Raw genomic sequence first — 21023 nt, 5'->3', positions numbered from 1 at the left:
TATCCGCACGAGTTCTCCGGCGGCCAGCGCCAGCGCATCGCCATCGCCCGCGCCACGGTCTGCGACCCGCGCGTCCTGCTGGCCGACGAGCCGGTCAGCGCGCTGGACGTCACCACCCGGGTGAAGGTCGTCGACCTGCTGGCCGAGCTCAAGGAGGAGCAGGGGCTGACGCTGGTCATGGTCTCCCACGACCTGTCGGTCGTGGCCTCTCTGTGCGAGCGCACCGCCGTGCTGGAGCGCGGCCGAGTCGTCGAGCAGGGCGCCACCTCCCAGGTGCTCGGCGAACCCGCCCACCCCTACACCCGACGGCTGATCGAGAGCGTCCCGCGGCTGCCCGCCTGACCCCTCACACACCCGGAACACCGCACCGCCCTGGGGACACGGGTCCCCAGGGCGGTGCGGTGGCGGTGTGTCAGGAGGACGGCACGGTCCTCGTGAACGGCAGCACGATCCGGGACGGGTGCGCGGCGTCCCGGTAGATCTTGTGCGTGACGGGGCGCCCCACCGGCAGGTGGAAGGCGTCCGGCGGCAGCAGCGCGTTGTGCGCGTCGGCCAGCGGCTCGTCGTTGGACAGCTCCACGACCAGCTTGTGCCCCGGCAGGAACGTCGCGCCGAACGGGTAGACCCGCAGCACGTACTCCTCGATCCTCCCCGGCTCGACCGGCACCGCCCGGGTGTGCGGGTGATACGGGTCGCCCTCCGTGGTGCGCTCCTCGTCGAGCTCACGGTGCGACGCCTTGAGGTAGGCGGTCGTGATGAGCTGACGCCCCCCGCCGGGAGCCTCGTCCCACATGCGCAGGATGAAGTTCGTGTCGGGCTGGTCGATCTCCGCGAAGAGGTGCGCCGCGCCCTGGCCGATCATCTCGGTGGGCTCGGTGAACGGGGCGGTGCTCCAGCTGAGGATCTCGACCTTGTCGGTCACCGTCAGCGGCGCCTGGTAGAAGCCGTCGGGGGCGGCGTACTCGGGGCCCATCGGCTCGGGCTCGGGGGAGAGCGCACGGCGCGGGCGCAGGTAGAGCGGCCTGTGCTCCACGTCCTTCGGCGGCCACTGCGCGCCGGTCACGGTCTCCCGCGAGCCCTCGACATGGACGCTGACGGCGGGCTCGTCCATCACCCCGTTGTCGATGCCCTTGAGCCAGTACTCGTACCAGCGGAACATCTTGTCGTGCTCCTCGACGAAGGGGCGCGACTGCATCGGGGGGTACGGGCCGATGTCGAGCTTCTTCGGTCCGTTCAGCGCGTGGTAGAGCTCGATGGTGCCGTCCATCGTCCAGCCGCGGCCCTGTTCGATCTGGAGCCAGACGGGGATGTCGATGTTCGGCGCGAGGGTGACCGGGTTGTGCTCCTCGTACCACTCGCCGTCGACCTCGTTCATCACGATGTCGAACCAGGCCTCGTGGTTCTTCGGGTAGTTCAGCACGTGGAACAGGTTCGGCCAGGCGGCGACGTCCGGGTTCTGGAGGCGCTTCGCCACGCGCTCCTGGATCTCCTCGGGCGAGTAGGTCTCCAGCATGCGGGACTTGACGCCGTCAAAGGCCCGACCGGCCCCCACCGCCGTCTGGCCGGCGCGGCCCGGAGACCCCGGGCGACCCGGGACGCGGCTTCCCGGACTCCTCACCGCCGCAGGCAGGGCCCGCACCGTTCCTCAGGTGCGGGCCCTGCCTGCGGTCGAGCACATGACCGGGCGTGTTCAGGTCCATTCGGGTGAAGTCGGACGCGCGCGGCGGCCATCCCGTTTCCCTGCGCGGCGACCGGTGGTTGTCCATCCCGGGAGACCGGCCGGTGCGACCCGCGGGACGTTCCACCCGCCCGGCGGCTCTCCGGCGGGCCGAACGGATCTCCGTTCTCTGGACTTTGGAGTTACTGAACAGTGCGCGTCGCTCTCACCGGGGCCACCGGGTTCCTGGGACTACGTCTGGTCCGTGAGCTGTTGGCGCACCACGACTCACTGACGGTCCTCGCGCACGCGGGGTCGGGCTGCGCGCTCGGGCGGATCACCCGCTTCCTGGAGCTGACCGACGCGCCCGCCGCGCTGATCGCCGGACTCCCCGGCAGGATCCGCGTCGTGGAGACCGACCTGGGCCGCCCGGCGCTGGGGCTGTCCGCCGCAGCGTTCCAGCGGCTGGCGGACGAGCTGGACGTGATCTGGCACAGCGCGGGCAACATCAACCTCGACGACGACCTCGACACCCTCCGCCGCGTCAACGTCGAAGGCACCCGGAACATGCTGGAGCTGGCCGCCGCGGGCGGCCGCCGGCCCTCGTACCACCACATCAGCACCGCCTTCGTGGGCGGGGCCCGCCGTGAAGGCGTCGTCTACGAGGACGAGCTGGACAGCCGCTACGGATTCGAGAACAGCTACGAGCAGTCCAAGTACGAGGCCGAGGTCCTCGTACGCGACTGGTCACGGGCCCACGGGAGGCCCGTCGTGGTGATGCGGCCGAGCATCCTGGTCACCGACCTGCCCGCGTACGCCGAACTGCCCCAGCACCCCCTGCAGTTCCTCACCCGGATCGTGCAGGCGTCGCTGGGGGACGGCGGCCCGGCGGGCGTTCCCGACGAGCGCAGGCCGGTGGTCCGGGTGGCCGGCCGCCCGGACGGGCATCTGAACCTGATGCCCGTGGAGCACGCGGCCGCCGTCATGGTCCGGCTGGCGGGCCTTCCGCCCTCGGGGCGGGCCGACGTCTACCACGTCGTCCACGACCACGATGTCGCCACCACGGTGCTCGCCGACCTGGTGGAGCGGATCGTACCGGTGAGGGTGCGGCTCGTCGCGAAGAGACCGGACGACCCGGCCCCGCTGGAGACGGCCGCGGACCTCTACCCCGGATTCACGCCGTACCTCAGCCACCGCCGTCGCTTCGACGACACCCGTGTACGGAGCCTGCTGGGCCAGCAACCGTCCGGGATCCGTGTCGATCTCGGCTATCTGGCCGCCGGCATCACCCCGGGCCGGCCCGTCTCCACCGCCGGAGCACCTTGAGCGGCACCGCTGCCCCGCCCGGGCCGCACCCGCCCCATTAATCCGCGCCCACCCCATGAATCCGCACCCACCCCAGGGATCCACGCCCTCCTCCCGACGGGAAACCGACCCTTGTCCCTTCTGGCACGCCCCGACGGAGCCGCCACCGGCTCTTCCGTCTTCGCTCCGGAACACATCGCGGCCTGCGTCCGGCAGATCCGGCACCCCGCGCACATCGTCGCCGACCCCACGGGCCGGGAACTGGGCCTGGTGACCGGGGCCAGGCCCCCGGGCGACGTCGTCGGCACACTGCCGCCGCTGTACCCGGAGTGGCTGGGAGGGCGGACCTTCTGCGAGGCCCACGGGGTCCGCTTCCCCTACGTCGCCGGGGAGATGGCCAACGGCATCGCCACCACCCGCATGGTGGCGGCGATGGCCCGCGCCGAGATGCTCGGCTTCTTCGGCGCCGGCGGCCTCGCCCTCCCCGAGGTGGAGCAAGCCGTACGCGAATTGGCGACGGAACTGGCCGGTCTCCCCAACTGGGGTGTGAACCTGATCCATTCACCGAACGAACCCGGTCTGGAACACCGCGTCGCCGGGCTGCTCCTCCGGCACGGCGTCCCCTGCGTCTCGGTGTCCGCGTACATGGAGCTCACCCCGGCCGTCGTCCTGTGCTCGGCCGCCGGTCTCCGCCGGGGCCCGGACGGGCGGATCGTGCGGCGTACCCGTCTCTTCGCCAAGGTGTCCCGGCCCGAGGTCGCGACCCGCTTCCTCTCACCTGCGGCGCCCGACCTGCTGCGCCACCTCGTCGGGAACGGGGAACTCAGCCCGGAGGAGGCCGAGCTGGCCGCACTGGTGCCGGTGGCCGAGGACCTCACCGTGGAGTCCGACAGCGGGGGACACACCGACAACCGGCCCCTCGGCGCCCTGCTGCCGCGCATCCTGCTCCTCCGGGACGAACTCGTACGCCGCCACGGGTACACGCGGGACATCAGGGTCGGCGCCGCCGGCGGACTCGGCACCCCGGACGGCGTGGCCGCCGCGTTCGCGCTCGGAGCGGCCTACGTCGTGACGGGATCGGTGAACCAGGTCGCCGTGGAGGCGGGCCTCTCGGACGACGCGAAGGCCATGCTGGCCGACGCCGACATCGCCGACGTGATCATGGCTCCCGCGGCCGACATGTTCGAGGCGGGCGTCAAGCTCCAGGTCCTGCGCAGAGGAACCCTGTTCGCCCAGCGGGCCGGCCGTCTCCACGAGGCGTACGAGGCCCACGCCTCCCTGGAGGAGCTGCCGCCGCAACTGCGCGCCAAGCTCGAACGGGAGGTGTTCCGGGCCCCGCTCGACGAGGTGTGGGCACGGACCAGACGCTTCTGGCAGCAGCGCGACCCCGCCGAGGCGGACCGCGCGGAGAAGGACCCCAAGCACCGCATGGCGCTGGTCTTCCGCTGGTACCTGGGGAGTTCCAGCCGCTGGGCGATCACCGGGGACGCCTCCCGGCGCGGTGACTACCAGATCTGGTGCGGGCCGGCGATGGGCGCGTTCAACCGGTGGACCGCCGGCAGCTTCCTCGCGGACCGGGCCGAGCGGTCGGTGGTGCAGATCGCGCTCAACCTGCTCGAAGGCGCCGCCGTGGTCACCCGCGCGCACCAACTCCGCACGTACGGGGTGCCGGTGCCGTCCACCGCCTTCGCCTTCACCCCGCGCCGCCTCGCCTGACCGTCCTCTCTCCGCACGTACCACCGACCTCCGCGCCGCCACCGTCCTGCGCACCACCGTCCTCCGCGCCTACCACCGACCAGCAAGGAAGTAAGCGAGCATGCCCACCTCTCGCCCCCGACAGGTCCCGATCGCCGTGGTCGGCGTCGGCGCGCTCATGCCCGGGGAGCACGGTGCCGACGGGTTCTGGCGCACGGTCCTGGCCGGCCGTGACCTGATCACCGACGTCCCCGCCGCCCGCTGGCTCGTCGAGGACTACTACGACCCCGACCCCACCGCGCCGGACAAGACCTACGGCCGCCGGGGAGCCTTCCTGTCCGACGTCGGGTTCGACCCGATGGCGTTCGGGATCCCGCCCAACACCCTGGCCGCCACGGACACCGTGCAGCTGCTCGCCCTCACCGTCGCCGAGCAGGTGTTCGCCGACGCCGGCGGCCTCGCCGGAGCGGACCGCGACCGCGTCTCCGTCATCCTCGGCGCGGGCGCCACGGAGCTGTTCACGCACATGACCGCGCGGATCCAGCGCCCCGTCTGGATCAAGGCCCTCCGGGAGAACGGGATCCCCGAGGACGAGGCGCAGGCCGTCTGCGACAGCATCACCGACCACTACACCCCCTGGCAGGAGTCGACCTTCCCTGGGCTGCTCGGCAACGTCATCGCGGGCCGGATCGCCAACAGGTTCGATCTGCACGGCACCAACCACATCACGGACGCGGCCTGCGCGAGCTCGTTCGCGGCGCTCTCGGCCGCGGTGAGCGAGCTCTCCCTCCGGCGGGCCGACCTCGTGATCAGCGGAGGCGTCGACGCCTCCAACGACGCGGGCACGTTCATGTGCTTCTCCAAGACACCCGCCCTCTCGCCCACCGGCGACTGCCGGCCCTTCTCGGACACGGCCGACGGCACGATGCTCGGCGAGGGCATCGCCATGTACGCGCTGAAGCGGCTGGACGACGCGGAGCGCGCGGGCGACCGGATCCACGCCGTCGTCCGGGGGATCGGCACCTCGTCCGACGGCCGCAGCGGCGCCATCTACGCCCCGCTGCCCGAAGGACAGGCCCGCGCGCTTCGACGTACGTACGAGGACGCGGGGTACGGACCGGAGACCGTCGAGCTGGTGGAGGCGCACGGCACCGGGACGAGCGCGGGGGACGGCGCGGAGTTCGCCGCGCTGCGCCAGGTGTACGAGGAGTCGGACCGGCAGGACCGGCAGTGGTGCGCCCTCGGGTCGGTCAAGTCGCAGGTGGGCCACACCAAGTGCGCCGCCGGAGCGGTCGGCCTCCTCAAGAGCGTCCTCGCCCTGAGCCACCAGGTCCTCCCGCCGATGATCAAGGTGGACCGGCCCGACCCCGCGATGCGGATCGACGACAGCCCGTTCTACGTGAACACCCGGACGCGCCCGTGGGTCCGCTCCCCGGACCGGCCGCGCCGGGCCGCCGTGTCCAGCTTCGGCTTCGGCGGCAGCAACTTCCACGTGACCCTGGAGGAGTACACACCCCCCGCCGGTTCCGGCGGCCGTGCCGCATGGCGGACCAGGACCGCCCCCACCGAGCTGGTCCTCCTCAGCGCCCCGTCGGCCGCCACCCTCCTGGAACGGGCACCCGACAGCGCCCGGCCGCTGCCGGAGACCGCACGGGAGAGCCAGCAGGCCTTCCGTACGACCGACCCCGTGCGCCTCGCGATCGTCGCGGCGGACCCCGACGACCTGTCGGACAAGCTCGCCCAGGCGTTCGCACTGATCGGCCGGCAGCCGGACACCGCCTTCTCCACGCCCACCGGCGTCCACTACGCCACCGGCGCGGCCCCGGCCGGCCGGATCGGATTCCTCTTCCCCGGACAGGGCGCCCAGTACGTCGGCATGGGCGCGGACGTGGCCATGCTGTCCCCGGCCGCCCAGGCGGTGTGGGACCGGCTGGGGACCATGGAGTTCGACCACCGGCCGCTGCACCGCGCGGTGTTCCCGCCGCCCGCCTTCGGAGAAGAGGAACGGGCCGCCCAGCAAGCGCTGCTCACCGCGACCGAGTGGGCGCAGCCCGCGCTCGCGGTGCAGAGCCTCGCCCTGGCCGAGGTGCTGCGCGGGCTCGGGCTGCGCCCGGACTGCGTGGCGGGCCACAGCTTCGGTGAACTGGTGGCGCTGCACGCCGCCGGCGCCCTGGAGGCCGAGCCGCTGGTGGGTCTCGCCCGCCGGCGCGGCGAGCTCATGCGTGAGGCGGCGGCGGTGCCGGGCGCCATGCTGGCCGTGGCGGCCGGCCGCGACCGCATCCAGGAGGTCGTCGCCGGCTGCGGGGTCACGGACGTCTGGCCCGCCAACCACAACGCTCCCGCCCAGACCGTGCTCTCCGGTGTCTCCGAGTCCCTGGCGATCGTCGAACAGAAGCTCGCCGCCGAGGGGATCACCACGCGACGGCTGGAGGCCGCGACCGCCTTCCACAGCCCGGTCGTCGCCGGGGCGTCCCGGCCCCTCCTCGACCACCTGCGCGAGATGCCGGTCGGGGAGCCCCGGCTGGAGGTCTACGGGAACGCCGACGCCGCGCCCTACCCGTCCGACCCCGACGAGATCCGGCACAGGATCGCCGGTCACCTCGCCTCACCCGTGCTGTTCGACGACCAGATCGAGGCGATGTACGCCGCAGGCGTGCGGACGTTCGTCGAGGTCGGCGCCGGCGACACGCTCACCGGCCTCGTCACGCAGATCCTCGGCGACCGCAGGCACCTCGCGGTCGGCCTGGACCGCAAGGGACGTAACGGAGTCACCTCCCTCCAGGACGCACTCGGCCGGCTCTCCGTGTGGGGCGTCCCTCTTGACCATGACGACCTGTGGGCGCCGTACGCGCCGCCCGCAGCAGCAGCCGAGGAGCAGAAGCCCAGAATGACCGTGCAGATCAACGGCAGGAACCAGGGACGGGTCTACCCGCCCGCCGGAGGCGCCGCGGCGCTGCCCGCCCCGAACCCGCCCCGCCCGGCCGAGGTGGCACCGCCCGCCGTACAGGTCCCGGCCCCGGCAACGGCCGTACCGGGGGCCGCCGTTCCCGTGAGCACCGTTGCCCCGCCCGTGCAGCCCGTGCATGCCGTTCCCGCGCCTGCGGGCATGGGCACGGGCACGGGAACGGACGTGGGCTGGCTCGCCGTGATCGACAACGTGCAGCGCTACACGGCACAGGCGCACGAAGCCTGCCAGCGCATGCTGATCGACAGTCACCTGGCCTTCCTCCAGATGACGGAGACGACCTTCAGCGCGATGCTGGGCGCGCAGAGCGGTGGTCAGGCGGGCGCTCCCGCGCTGTTCACCTCACCCGGCGCTACGGCGGCGCCGGTGGCCCTGCCCGCCCAGGCCGTGGCCACCACCCCGGCCATGGCACCCGCCCCTCCCATGGCCCCCGTGCCCTCCCCGGGACCGACGACGCCCGTCGCGCCCGCCGCACCCACCGCGTCCGCCGTGCTCCAGGAGTCACCGCCCGTACCGGCTGAACCCGTGCCGTCTGAGCCCGTACCGGCCCAGCCCGTTCCCGGTGCGGCGCGGGAGCTCACCGCCGAAGCGTTCGAGGAGCTGCTGCTGTCCGTCGTGGCGGAGCGGACGGGGTACCCCGTCGCGATGCTGAACGTCGACATGGAGCTCGAATCGGACCTGGGAGTGGACTCGATCAAGCGGGTGGAGGTCCTGTCCGCCGTACGGGAGCGGGTCGGTGAGCAGGCGAGCGGCGACGTGGGCGAACTCCTGAAGCTCCGTACCCTCCGCCAGATCGTCGAGGCGTTCACGGCCGCCACCGCACCGGCCGACGCCACCGTCCCCGCCCCCACCGCCCTCGTCGCCGTGCCCGAGGCGGACCACGCGATCCCCGCTCCCCGGCACGAGCCGGTGCGCACGGCCGAGCCGGCCACCGAGCTGACCAGGCTCGCCGTCCGTACGGTCGAGACCCCCGCACCCGGGCTCACCCTGGCCGGTCTCGGGGACGAGCCGATCGCCGTCATCGAGGACGGCGAGGGCGTCGCGGAGCGGGTGGCCGCCGGACTGACCGGCCACGGCCTGCGCGCCACCGTCGTCTCCAGCGTGCCCCCGGAGGCGCGGGCGGTCGTGCACCTCGGGGGCCTCGCCCCGGCCGGCTCGCCCGAGGCCGCGCTGGCGGTCCAGCGGGACGTCTTCGACGCGGCCAGGTCGCTCGCGCCGCACTTCACCACCGCAGGCGGGGTGTTCGTCGCCGTACAGGACACCGGCGGCGACTTCGGGCTGCGCGGCAGCAGCCCGGAGCGGGCCTGGCTCGGCGGGATCGCCGCGCTCGCCAGGACCGCCGCCAGGGAATGGCCCACGGCCGTGGTCAAGGTGATCGACTGCGAGCGCGGCGGGCGTGACGCCGACGCCGTCGCCGAAGCGGTCGTACGGGAACTGCTCGACGGCGGACCCGCGGCAGAGGTCGGCCTCCGCGCGGACGGCACCCGCACCATCCCGGTCATGGTCCCCGTGCCGGTGGAGCCGGGGACGGGCGCGCGCATCGGTACGGACTCCGTCATCGTGGCCACCGGCGGGGCCCGGGGGGTGACGGCGGCCGCGCTGCTGGACCTCGCCAGGACGCACCGGCCGCGCATCGTGCTGCTCGGCCGCACCGAGCCCGCCGAGGAACCGCCGGGGCTGGCGGCGGCGACCGACGAGGCCGCGCTCACCCGGGCCCTCGCGGAACGGACCGCCGGGGCCACTCCCGCCGCGATCGGGGCCGAGGCCCGGAGGATCCTGGCCGCCCGCGAGATCCGGTCCACGGTGGCGGCGCTGGAGAGCGCCGGATCCGCCGTCCGGTACGTGGCGGTGGACGTCCGGGACGGCGAAGCACTGCACCACGCGCTGGAAGAGGTGCGCCGTGACTGGGGGCCGGTCACCGGGATCGTGCACGGTGCCGGGGTGCTGGCGGACAAGCTGATCGCCGAGAAGACCGACGAGCAGTTCGACCATGTCCTGGCCACCAAGGCGGGCGGTCTGCGCACCCTGCTCGCCGCGACCGGGAACGATCCGCTCGACACCATCGTCCTCTTCTCCTCCGTGGCCGCCGTTCACGGCAACGCCGGACAGAGCGACTACGCCATGGCCAACGAGGTGCTCAACCAGGTCGCCTGCGCCGAGCGCGCCAGCAGGCCCGACTGCCTGGTGCGGTCGGTCTCCTGGGGCCCGTGGCACGGAGGGATGGTCACGCCCGCACTGGCCGCGCACTTCGGCCGGGCCGGGGTGCCCCTCATCCCCACCGCACAGGGCGCCGCCGCCTTCACCGCCGAACTGGGCGCTCCGGGCGCCGACACCAGGGTGGTGCTCGTCGCGGCCGGGGACGGCCCCGGCCCGGCGGAAGCCGTCACCGATCCGGCCGCGGCGCAGGTGCGCATCGACGCGCGGACGCGTCCCTACCTCGCCGACCACGACATCGCCGGCGTCCCCGTCCTGCCGGTGGCCGTCGCCCTGGACCGGTTCGCCGGCGCCGCCGCGGCCTGGCGGCCGGACGCCGGCCACCTGGTGCTGCGGGACCTCCGCGTCTTCAGCAAGGTCGCCCTTCCGCACCTCGACGGCGCGGGCCACCGGCTCACCCTGAGCGGCCGCCGCGCGGCGACCGGATCCCCCTCGGCCGTGGAGGCCGAACTCGTGGGGGAGGAGGGCACACCGCACTTCCGGGTCCAGCTGGACTTCGAGGCGGAACCGCCGCGACCGGAGAGCTGGGACACCCCCCGAGGGCTCACCGCCCCGAAGGACACCGGCATCTACGACGGCCGCGTCCTGTTCCACGGCCCCCGGTTCCACGCCCTGAGCTCCGTCCACGGTGTCGGCGCGGACGGAGCCGAGGCGACGGTGGCCGGCCTGACCGAACTCGGCTGGGGCGGTGACCACTGGCACCTCGACGCGGCCGCCACGGACGGCGCCCTGCAACTCGCGCTGCTGTGGGCGGACGGCGCGCTCGGTGACGCCACCCTGCCGATGGCGGTCGCGGAGTGCCGTGTGCACCGGCGCGGCCCCGTCCAGGGCCCCGTGCGCTGTGTGGTGCGGGCCAGGAAGGTGCACGACACGGGGGCGCGCTGCGACGCCGCCCTCCTCGGCCCGGACGGCTCCCCTGTGGTGGAGCTGCTCGGCGTGGAACTCGTGCGGCGCCCCTCCTGACCCCGCATCACCCGGATCGTCCGTGTTCGTGAAATGAGACCGGTATGGCATTCGACCCGATCGCCGTCGTCGGCAGGGGGTGCGTCTTCCCCGACGCGACCGACCCCGACGCCTTCTGGGACAACATCGCCGCGCGACGGTGCAGCCTGTCGCCGGTCCCGGACGGCAGGTGGAGGCTGCCGCACCGGTGGGCCATGGGCACCGTGGACGACCACCTCGACCGTACGTGGAACGATGTCGGCGGTTACGTGAGGGACTTCGGGCGGCAGTTCGACCCGACCGGGTTCCTCGTGGCCCCCGACGACATCCTCGGCCTGGACCCGCTGTTCCACTGGGTGCTCCACGGCACCCGGCAGGCGCTGCGGGAAGCGGGACGTGAGGAGCCGTCGCCCCGCACCGGGCTGGTGCTGGGCAACCTCTCCTACCCGACGAGCGCGGGCTCGGCCTTCGCCGAGCACGTATGGCTGTCGCAGGGGGCGCCCTCCCTGCTGCCCGCAGCCGTACGGACCAGGCCCGACGCCCGTAACCGTTTCTCCTCGGGGCTCCCCGCGCACTTCGCGGCCAGGGCCCTGGGGATGGGCGCGGGGGCCTTCGCGCTCGACGCCGCCTGCGCCTCGTCCCTGTACGCCGTCAAACTGGCCTGCGACCGCCTCCACGACGGGACCGCGGACCTCATGGTCGCCGGTGCCGTCAACCGGGCCGACAGCCTGTTCCTGCACGTGGGGTTCTGCGGCCTGTCCGCGGTGAGCCGCACCAGCCGCAGCCGCCCCTTCCACCGGGACGCAGACGGGCTGCTCCCCGGTGAGGGCGCCGGGTTCGTCGCGCTGATGCGCCTGCGGGACGCCCTCGCGCAGGGTGCGCCGGTCCTGGGAGTCATCCGGGGGGTCGGGCTGTCCAACGACGGACGCGGCAGGGGACTGCTCAGCCCCGCGGGGGAGGGGCAGGAGCGGGCGATGCGTCTGGCGTACGCCATGGCCGGGGTCGCGCCGCAGTCCGTCTCGCTCGTGGAGTGCCATGCGACGGGCACACCCGTCGGGGACGCGGAAGAGGTCCGCAGCATGGCGCGGGTCTTCGCAAAGAGCCTTGATGTGCCCATCGGTTCGGTGAAGTCCAACGTCGGGCACCTGCTGGCCTCGGCCGGTGCGGGCGGGCTGCTCAAGGTGCTCGGTGCGATGCGGGCGGGCCTCCGCCCCGCCACCCTGGCCGCAGAGGAACCGCTGTCCGAGCTGCACGGCACACCCCTGCGCGTCCTGGGCGAGTCCGAGGAGTGGCCGCCCGGTCCGCGCCGGGCGGCCGTCAGCGCCTTCGGGTTCGGCGGCACCAACGCCCACCTGATCGTCGACGCCTGGGACGGCACAGGACGTACGAGGGGTGCCCCGGCAGCGCCGCCGCCCCGTACACCACGCCCGGTGGAGGGACCGCTGGCGATCGTGGCGATGGCCGTCCGGGCCGGCGAGGGGGCGGGCACCCACGTCTTCCACCGCGCGGTGCTCGAAGGCCGCCCGAGCGGTCCGGCGGCGGAGATCGAGGTGGCCCTGCCGGGCCTCTGCTTCCCGCCGCTGGCGGTCGGACAGGCCCTGCCCCAGCAGATCCTGATGCTCGAAGCAGCACGGGAGGCGGCACGGAACACCCCCCTGCCGAGGGACCGGACCCTGGTCCTCGTCGGCACCGGCGTGGACACGGAGAACAGCCGTGCCTCCGCGCGCTGGCGGGCCCCCTCCTGGCTGGAGGACGCAGGGAAGCCGGCCGGACCGGAACCGGCCGCGCGGTTCCGGGACGCCTTCTGCGCGCCCATGGGCGCGGAGCGAGTGGTCGGCACCCTGCCGAACCTCGTGGCCAACCGGATCAACACCCAACTCGACCTGGGCGGCGCCGGATACACCGTGTCGGCCGAGGAGGCGTCCGGCCCGGTGGCGCTGCGCCTCGCGGCACGCGCGCTGCGGGCCGGGGAGGCGGACGCGGCCCTCGTCGGCGCCGTCGACCTCTCCTGCGAACCGGTCCACCGGGCCGCCCTGGACGCGCTCGGACGGCGGGCCGTCACCGGTGACGCGGCCGTCGCGGTCGTCCTCAAACGTCTCGCCGACGCCCGCCGGGACGGCGACCCCGTACTGGCGCTCCTCGACGACGAGGCCACCGGCGACCCGGACGCGGCGGACGTGGTCATCGGTGACGGGGCGGGCGCCGGGTTCGATCCGGCCGCGCTCTTCGGCCGTGCCCACGCCGCCCACGGTCTGCTGGCCGTCGCCACCGCCGTGACCGCTCTGCGGCACCGCGCCCTGCCGCGGACGGGAGGCTCCGCCGAGGCCGCCCCGGGGCTGCGTACCGCGGACGTGGTGGTGACACCGCTGGGGGCGCCCCCGCTGCGGCTGCGGCTGCGGGCCGCCGACGCCGGGCCCTGGGTGCCCGGCCCCTGGCCGCGCGGATCCGCACCCCGGCTGCACGTGTACTCCGGGCGCGACCGCCACGAGGTGCTGGCCGCACTGGAGTCGGACACCGAGTCCAGCGAAGGCCCCGCCAGGCTGGCGTTCGTGTCCGACGGCGACCCCCGGACCCACCGGGACGCCGTACGCCGCTGGCTCCTCGGCGACGGTGTCAGGCCGCCCGGCGCGGTGTACCGAGCCGGGCCGGTGGCGGGCGCGACCGCCTTCGTGTTCACCAACGGGTCGGCCGCCTACCCGGGCATGGGCCGCGAGGTGCAGCTGGCCCTGCCCGCGCTCGGCGACGCGGTCGCGGCCACGTACGGGAGCGCCGCCGGGTGGCCAGGATCCGGTGGCGCGCCGACAGTGCTCGACCGGATCTGGGGCGCTGCCCGACTGGCCGCCGTCCACACGGAACTGACCCGGGGTCTGCTCGGACTGCGACCCGACGCCGCCCTCGGCTACTCGTCCGGCGAGTCCGCCGCCCTGGTCGCCCTGGGGGCCTGGCGGGACGTCGACGCCCTCCACCGGGACACCTGGGAGAGCGGCCTGTTCACCCGCGAACTCACGGGCGAGCTGCGGGCGGTACGCCGCGCCTGGGAACGGCTCGGCGTGGAAGGGGACCGGTGGTCGAGCTACCTGGTCACAGCGCCCCTCGACCAGGTCAGTGCGGAACTTGCGGACGAACGCGCCGTCCACCTGATGGCCGTCAACGCCCCCGGCGTGTGCGTGGTCGGCGGCGAGTCACAAGCGTGCGCGGCCGTCGTGGAGCGGCTCGGCGCCGCCCACGCGATCCCGGTCGACTACGACCTCGCCGCCCACGCCCCCGAGCTGTCCGAGGTCCGTGACCGGTGGTGGAAGCTGCATCACCGCCGCACCCACGCCGTGCCGGGGGTGCGGTTCTACAGCGGGGCGACCACCCTCCCGTACGCCCCCACCGCCGAGCGTGCGGCCGACGCCGTCACCGCGCAGGGCATGGGGACGATCGACTTCGTGGGCACGGTGGAGCGGGCGTGGGCCGACGGCGTCCGGGTGTTCGTCGAGCACGGGCCACGCGGCCTGTGCACCGGATGGATCAAGCGGATCCTGGGCGACCGCGAGCATGTGGCCGTCGCGCTCGACGCCGAGGACGGAGGGCTGCGCCCGCTGTACCTGGCCGTGGCCGAACTCGTCGCCGCCGGCGTGCCCGTCCGTACGGAGGCCCTCTTCGCGCACCTGCGAACCGCCGAGCCCGCACCGGCCGATGACGGCCCCGCCCTCACCGTCCCCGCCCACTGGGAGATCACCTTGCCGTCCCTGGAAGAACCCGCGGTGATCATGCCGAGGGCGCCCCGGCTGTCCCCGGTCCCGGCCCACCGGCCGACCGAGCCCGCGGAGGCCGCCGCGGCCGTTTCCGTGCCCGCGCCCGTTTCCGTACCTGCGCCAGCGCCTGCGCCTGTTTCCGCGGCCGTACCCGCGCCTCTCTCCGCCGCCGCCCCCGCGCCGGTCCCCGCCGGTACGGAACCGCAGGCTGCCACCGCCACGGAACCGCGGCCCACGGACCTGCGTACGCTCGTAGCTCAGCACACCGGCCGCGTGATCGCGCTGCACCAGGACGTCCTCGCGCAACACCTGGCCGTGCACCAGCGGTTCCTGAGGACCAGGGCCCAGCTCGCCACCGCACTCGTGCACGCGGCGGCGGGCAGCGTGGCGCCGTCGCCGCCCGTCCCCGCCGGCCTCCCGGGCGGCACCCCCGCTCCCGTTCCCGCTCCCATTCCCGTTCCCGCCGGGCAGCCGGACCCCCTGCCGGTCACCGTGTTCGACCGGGCGCAGCTCGAACAGCTCGCCTCGCAGCCGGTCTCCGCCCTGTTCGGACCCACGTTCGCCGCGCAGGACGCGTACGCCGTGCAGACCAGGATGCCCGGGCCGCCCATGCTGCTCGCCGACCGGGTCACCGGCATCGACGCCGTCCCCGCCGCCCTCGCCGAACTCGGCCCGGAGCACGCCACGGGCACCATCCGCACCGAGACCGACGTCCGCCTCGACAGCTGGTACCTCGACTCCACCGGGCGCATGCCGGCCGGCCTCATGATCGAGGCGGGCCAGGCGGACCTGCTGCTGATCAGCTGGCTCGGGGTCGACCTGCTCAACCGGGGCACCCGGGCCTACCGCCTGCTCGGCTGCGAACTCACCTACCACGGCAGCCCGCCCCGGGCGGGGGAGACCCTGCGGTACGAGATCCACATCGACCGGCACGCCGAGCACGACGGCGTCCGTCTGTTCTTCTTCCACTACGACTGCTACGTCGGCGACGAACTCCGGCTGAGCGTCCGCGACGGGCAGGCCGGCTTCTTCACCGAGGCCGAACTCGACGGCACCGACGGAGTCCGCTGGGACCCGGCCGTCCGGCCACCCGCCCAGGACCTCCCGTACGACCCTCCGGCGCTGTGCGGCGCACCGTCGTCCTTCACCGCCGCACAGGTGCGGGCCTTCGCGGCGGGCCGGCCGGCGGACTGCTTCGGGCCGGGCTGGGACATCACCAGGTCGCACGTGCGCTCACCCCGGCCCGACGACGGCCGTCTGCTGCTCCTGCGCGAGGTCACCGCGTTCGAACCGGCCGGAGGGCCGTGGGGCCGTGGCTACCTCCGTGCGGAGGCCCCCGTCTCACCGGACGACTGGTTCTTCGAGGGGCACTTCGAGAACGACCCCTGCATGCCGGGGACACTGATGCTCCAGGCCGGTCTCCAGGCCATGGCCTTCCACCTGACCGCCCTGGGCTTCACCGTCGACCGGGACGGGTGGCGCTTCGAGCCGGTCACCGGACGGACCTGCACCGCCCGGTGCCGTGGGCAGGCCACCCCCGCCCACCGGCGGATCGTCTACGAGGTGTTCGTACGCGGCGTCTCGGCCGGACCCGAACCGACGCTGTACGCCGACATCCTGGGCACCGTCGACGGGGTCAAGGCCTTCCACGGCGAGAACGTCGGGCTCCGGCTGGTGCCGGACTGGCCCCTCGCGTACTGGGAGCAGCTCGGTGTGCACCGGGAGCAGACCAGCGGCGTCCCGGTGCCCCTCGCATCCCTCGCAGGGCTCGTCGGCCACCAGCGGTCCGAGGTGTCCGTACAGTCCGAAGGACCCGTGGCCGACTACCCGTCCCTGCTGGCGTGCGCGTGGGGCAGGCCGAGCGCGGCGTTCGGGGAGACGGCGCGGATCTTCGACGGCACACGCAGGATCGCGCGGCTGCCCGGACCGCCGTACCACTTCATGACCCGAATCGCCTCCGTGGACGGCCCGCCGCTCGGCATGCGGGAGGGGACCCGGGTGGCCGCCGAGTACGACGTACCCGACGAGGTCTGGTACTTCGAGCAGAACGGTGACCAGGTCATGCCGTTCGCCGTGCTCATGGAGGTCGCCCTGCAGCCGTGCGGATGGCTGGCCGCCTATGTGGGCTGTCCGCTGACCGCCGACATCGACCTGCTCTTCCGCAACCTCGACGGGAGAGGCACGGTCACCGGCGAGGTCACACCGGCGACCCGTACCGTGCGCACGGAGGCGGAGCTCACCTCGATCTCGCGGACCGGTGAGATGATCATCGTGTCGTTCGCGATCCGGTGCCTGGCCGACGGGGACGAGGTCTTCACCCTGTCCACGGTGTTCGGGTTCTTCCCGCCCTCGGCCTTCGACGACCAGCCCGGGCTGCCCGTCCAGGAGGCCGACAGGGCCGCACTGGATGTGCCGTGCGCGCGTACGGTCGATCTCACCACGCGCCCGGCCCGCTTCTTCGCCGGCCCCGCCGCGCTGCCCGGCCCGATGCTGCTGATGATCGACAGGATCACCGGGTACTGGCCCGAAGGCGGGAGCGCGGGGCTGGGGCGGCTGCGGTCGGAGAAGGACGTGGACGCGGGGGAGTGGTTCTTCAAGGCCCACTTCTTCCAGGACCCGGTCCAGCCGGGCTCACTCGGCATCGAGGCCATGTGTCAGCTGCTCCGGTTCTTCCTGATCGAGCGGGGCTTCACCGACGGGGTGCCCCGCCCCCGCTTCGAGCCGCTCATGCGGGGCCGGGAGGTGGTCTGGAAGTACCGCGGACAGATCACCCCGGCCAACCGCCTCATCAGGATCGACCTGGAGATCACGGAGACCGGCCGGGACGAGCGGGGGACCTACGCACTGGCCGACGCCAGGCTCTGGGGCGATGACGTCTGCCTCTACCACGCCCGCGGACTCGGCGTCCGGGTCGTGTCCGGGGACGGCCCGTCCGGCGTGACGGAGATGACGCTCGACCCGGCCGCCGACCGCTGGACGGACGACCACCGTCCGACGTGGACCGTGCCCGCGCTGCCCATGATGTCCGTCGTCGACCGGCTCGCCCAGGCCGCCTCGGACCACACCGGCCGTCAGGTGGTGGCCGTACGCGACGTGCAGCTACGGCGCTGGATCCCGCTCGCCGGACCGGTCCGCCTGCGTACGGAGGTCGTGGCCGCAGAGGTGGGGCTGGAGGTCAAGCTGCTGATGTGGCGTGAGGCGGCGACGCCCGCGCTGTCCCGGTTCGAGGAGGTGGCCGGCGGCACCGTGCTGGTGGGCGACCGGCCGGACGGCCGCCCCGAGCGGTTCGCCCCGCTCCCGGACGCGGTGGTGCAGCCGGACCCGTACGCCTCGGCCGAACTGTTCCACGGCCCGGCCTTCCAGTACCTGACCTCCCTGGCCATCGGGGCGACGGGCTCCTCCGCGGTGGCCGGCATCGCCCGCGGTTCGGTCCCCAGGGGGTGTCTGCACCAGGGAGTCATGGACGCGCTGGTCCAGGCGATCCCGTCGGCCAGCCTGTGGCGATGGTCCCCGCAGATCGGCGAGGGCCAGGTCGGCTACCCGCTCCGGGTGGTCCGGCTGGAGCTGTTCGAAGCGGTGCCGGACACCGGTGAGGTCGAGATCGAGGCGCGTTTCGGCGGGCTCGTCACCGACGACACGGTCCCCGGCCCCATGACCGTGGTCGACGTCCAGCTCTGCGTACGGGGACGGGTCGCCGCCGAACTGAGGCTCCAGAGCATCCTGTTGCCCGTCGGCCCGCTCTCCGGCGCCACGCTCGCCGAGCGCCGGGACTTCCTGCTCCGCCGTGGCGCCGCGCCTGGGGTCGGGTTCTGCAGGTACGCCGACGGGGCGACGGAACTCCTCGGCGACGAGATCGACGAGGTGGACTGGCTCAGGGGCACGGTCGCGCACATCGTGGGCCTCCCGGCCGGCTCCCGGGCGAGGGACCATCTGGAGGTGATCGCGGTCAAGGACCACGTCGGCCGGCTGGCCGGTGTGCATCCGTACACGGTGGAGGTCGGCGAGGACCTGCGGTCCGCCCGCACCGCCTCCGGTGAGTTCCACCGCGTCCAGGTCGTCCGGACCGGCGACGCGGTCACCGTCCGCTCGGCCGGTGAACGATGACCGGGACCCTGGAGGACCTCCCCGAGCCCCGCGTACGCCCGGCACGCCCCGAGCCTCCCGTACGCCCGCCGTGGAGATGGCGGCACGCGTTCCTCGCGCTGACCGTGCTGGTGACGATCGCTCTCGGGGCCCTCGGCACGGGCGTGTTCGGCAAGCTCTCCGGCGGCGGATGGACCCCGGCCGACGCGGAGTCCGCCCGGGCCGACGAGGCGCTGCGCGCACACTTCGGGTCCGGCACCCCCGACCTGGTCCTGCTCGTTGCCGCGCCCGGCCCTCTCGACGAGCCGCAGGCGGCCGCAGCCGGTCTCCGTCTGACGGAGAGGCTGCGCGCGGACACCCGTGTGCAGCACCTCGACTCGTACTGGCCGCGGCGCGACCCGGCCCTCGCCTCCCGTGACGGGCGCACCGCGCTCATCAGCCTGCGGCTGCTCGGCGGTGAACGCGAGGCCGCCGGGGCGGCGCAGGACATCCGCCGCGAAGTCACTGCGGCCACCGGGCCGCTGACGGTGTCCGCGGCCGGGCGCGCGGCCGCCAAACGCGACCTGGAGGAGCAGAGCCGGCGGGACCTCGTACGGGCGGAGCTGATCGCGGCCCCGCTCGTCCTGATCATCCTCGTGCGGGTCTTCGGCAACCTGCTGAGCGCCCTGCTCGCGCTGTCCGTCGGCGGCATCGCGGTCGTGGGCACGCTCGCACTGCTGCACGCCCTCACCGCGTTCACCGAGGTGTCGCTCTTCGCGGTCAACCTGACCACGGCACTGGGCTTCGGACTCGCCGTCGACTACGGCCTGTTCATCATCACCCGCCACAGAGAGGAACTGGCCGCGGGCCGCGATGTCAGGGAGGCGGTCCTGGTGAGCGTGCGCACGGCGGGCCGGACCGTCTTCTTCTCCGCCCTGACCGTCGCCCTGTCGATGGCCGCCCTGCTGGTCTTCCCCCTGTACTTCCTGCGCTCGTTGGCCTACGCGGGCATGAGCGTGGCGGCCCTGGCCGGGCTGACCGCCGTACTCGTCCTGCCGGTGTGCCTGCTGGTGGCCGGCGACCGGGTCCGCGGGCGGCGCGGCGCACCACCGCCGGCCGGGGCGGACGGAGGCTTCTTCCACCGCACCGCCCGTACGGTCATGCGCCGGCCCCTGCTCACCGTCCTCCTGGTCGCCCCCGCACTGCTGTGCCTGGCCGCCCCGTTCCAGCGCGTCGAGTTCGGGCTGCCGGACGACCGCGCGCTGCCCGCGTCCTCACCCGTGCACCGGGCCACCGACGTGGTGCGCGAGGAGTTCGACAACCGGGCCACGGCCATGGCGAGCATCGTGCTGCCCAGCCTCACCGGCCCCGCGTCGACGAGCCTCGCCGCCTACGCCCGCCAGGTCTCCCTGGCCCCTCATGTGGTCAGGGTGGACACGGCGACGGGCTCCTACGCGGGTGGAGCCCTGAAGGCCCCGCCCACCCCCTCGTCCGCCCGCTTCTCCGGCGCCCACGGCAGTTGGCTCTCCGTCGTCACCGACGCCGAGCCCTTCTCCGCCGAGGGAGGTGAACTCGTCGACGGGCTGAGGTCGGTACCGGCCCCGGTCCCCGCACTCGTGGGCGGTGACGCGGCGGCCCTCGCGGACACCACGGCCGCTGTCGGCGCACGGCTCGTCCCGGCCGCCGCGATCGTCGTCCTGGTCGTCCTCACCCTGCTGTTCCTGTTCACCGGGAGCGTCCTCATCCCCGTCAAGGCCCTCGTGCTCAACCTGCTCAGCCTCACCGCCACGTTCGGGGCGATCGTCCACGTCTTCCAGGAGGGGCATCTGCGCGGGCTGGTGGGTGACTTCCAGGTCACCGGCACCACGGACACCCTGCTGCCCGTGCTGATGTTCTGCATCGCCTTCGGGGTCTCGATGGACTACGAGATGTTCCTGCTCTCCCGGATCATGGAGGAGCATCGCCGTACGGGTGACACCACCACCGCCGTGGCCTTCGGACTCGAAAGGACCGGCCGGCTGTTCACCGCGGCGGCCCTCGTGCTCGCCGTCACCATGGCGGCGATGGCCACCAGCGGCCTCACCCCGCTGAAACTCCTGGGCGTGGGGCTCACACTCGCGGTGGTGCTCGACGCCACGCTGGTGAGGATGCTCCTGGTCCCGGCGGTCATGAAGCTGGCCGGCCGCGCGAACTGGTGGTGCCCCGAGCCCCTGCGGTACGTGCACGCCCGGTTCGGCGTCTCGGAGACCGCGGCGGAGGCGCGGCCCGGGGCGGGGCCGAAGGCGGTGGCCTGAGCGTTCGTCGCCGCCGGCTGTGAGTCGGACCATAGGCCGCAGATCACATACGACGTGGGGTAGTAGGGGGCCTCGTCCGGCCCCGGGGTGCACGGGCGCGCTGTCCGGCCTCCCGGCCGATTCCTACGTAAAGGCCTAGTAGAAGGGGT

The 21023-nt window shown here is 73.7% G+C and carries 7 protein-coding genes; 6 read left to right on the top strand and 1 reads right to left on the bottom strand.

Features of this window, described 5'->3' with window-relative positions; translation table 11 throughout:
• Nucleotides 1-342 (top strand): ATP-binding cassette domain-containing protein (locus tag JKV81_RS18495; RefSeq protein WP_202076846.1); only part of this gene is annotated, 342 nt, incomplete at its 5' end.
• Nucleotides 343-412: 70 nt separating this feature from the next.
• Here JKV81_RS18495 and JKV81_RS18490 read toward each other — a convergent pair.
• On the bottom strand, nt 413-1513 hold the full coding sequence (locus tag JKV81_RS18490) for a CocE/NonD family hydrolase C-terminal non-catalytic domain-containing protein (RefSeq protein WP_236057074.1): 1101 nt from the start codon (nt 1511-1513) through the stop codon (nt 413-415).
• Nucleotides 1514-1870: 357 nt separating this feature from the next.
• On the opposite strand from JKV81_RS18490, the gene JKV81_RS18485 reads away from it, so the two are divergent.
• From JKV81_RS18485 to JKV81_RS18465, 5 genes are all read left to right on the top strand, one after another.
• Nucleotides 1871-2983 carry an SDR family oxidoreductase gene (locus JKV81_RS18485; RefSeq protein WP_129260910.1) on the top strand — a complete coding sequence of 371 codons (1113 nt, stop codon included), beginning with the start codon at nt 1871-1873 and terminating at the stop codon, nt 2981-2983.
• Nucleotides 2984-3094: 111 nt separating this feature from the next.
• Nucleotides 3095-4678 (top strand): PfaD family polyunsaturated fatty acid/polyketide biosynthesis protein, encoded by a 1584-nt coding sequence (locus JKV81_RS18480; RefSeq protein WP_202076844.1) that lies wholly within the window; start codon nt 3095-3097, stop codon nt 4676-4678.
• A 100-nt stretch (nt 4679-4778) separates the two neighbouring features.
• On the top strand, nt 4779-10799 hold the full coding sequence (locus tag JKV81_RS18475) for a type I polyketide synthase (protein WP_202076842.1): 6021 nt from the start codon (nt 4779-4781) through the stop codon (nt 10797-10799).
• 44 nt (nt 10800-10843) lie between these two features.
• Nucleotides 10844-18622 carry a polyketide synthase gene (locus tag JKV81_RS18470; protein ID WP_307820569.1) on the top strand — a complete coding sequence of 2593 codons (7779 nt, stop codon included), beginning with the start codon at nt 10844-10846 and terminating at the stop codon, nt 18620-18622.
• Complete coding sequence (locus tag JKV81_RS18465; protein ID WP_202076840.1) at nt 18619-20874, top strand: MMPL family transporter; 2256 nt, start codon at nt 18619-18621, stop codon at nt 20872-20874. Before JKV81_RS18470 ends, JKV81_RS18465 begins: the two co-directional genes overlap by 4 nt.
• Nucleotides 20875-21023: the final 149 nt, after the last annotated feature.

The organism is Streptomyces silvae (assembly GCF_016745505.1).
Lineage (GTDB): Bacteria > Actinomycetota > Actinomycetes > Streptomycetales > Streptomycetaceae > Streptomyces > Streptomyces silvae.
This window is presented reverse-complemented; position numbering and strand designations above follow the sequence as displayed.

Coding starts and splice junctions, on each gene's coding strand:
- JKV81_RS18490 (WP_236057074.1), bottom strand. CDS start 1,513: ATGCTGGAGACCTACTCGCCCGAGGAGATCCAGGAGCGCGTGGCGAAG.
- JKV81_RS18465 (WP_202076840.1), top strand. CDS start 18,619: ATGACCGGGACCCTGGAGGACCTCCCCGAGCCCCGCGTACGCCCGGCA.
- JKV81_RS18470 (WP_307820569.1), top strand. CDS start 10,844: ATGGCATTCGACCCGATCGCCGTCGTCGGCAGGGGGTGCGTCTTCCCC.
- JKV81_RS18475 (WP_202076842.1), top strand. CDS start 4,779: ATGCCCACCTCTCGCCCCCGACAGGTCCCGATCGCCGTGGTCGGCGTC.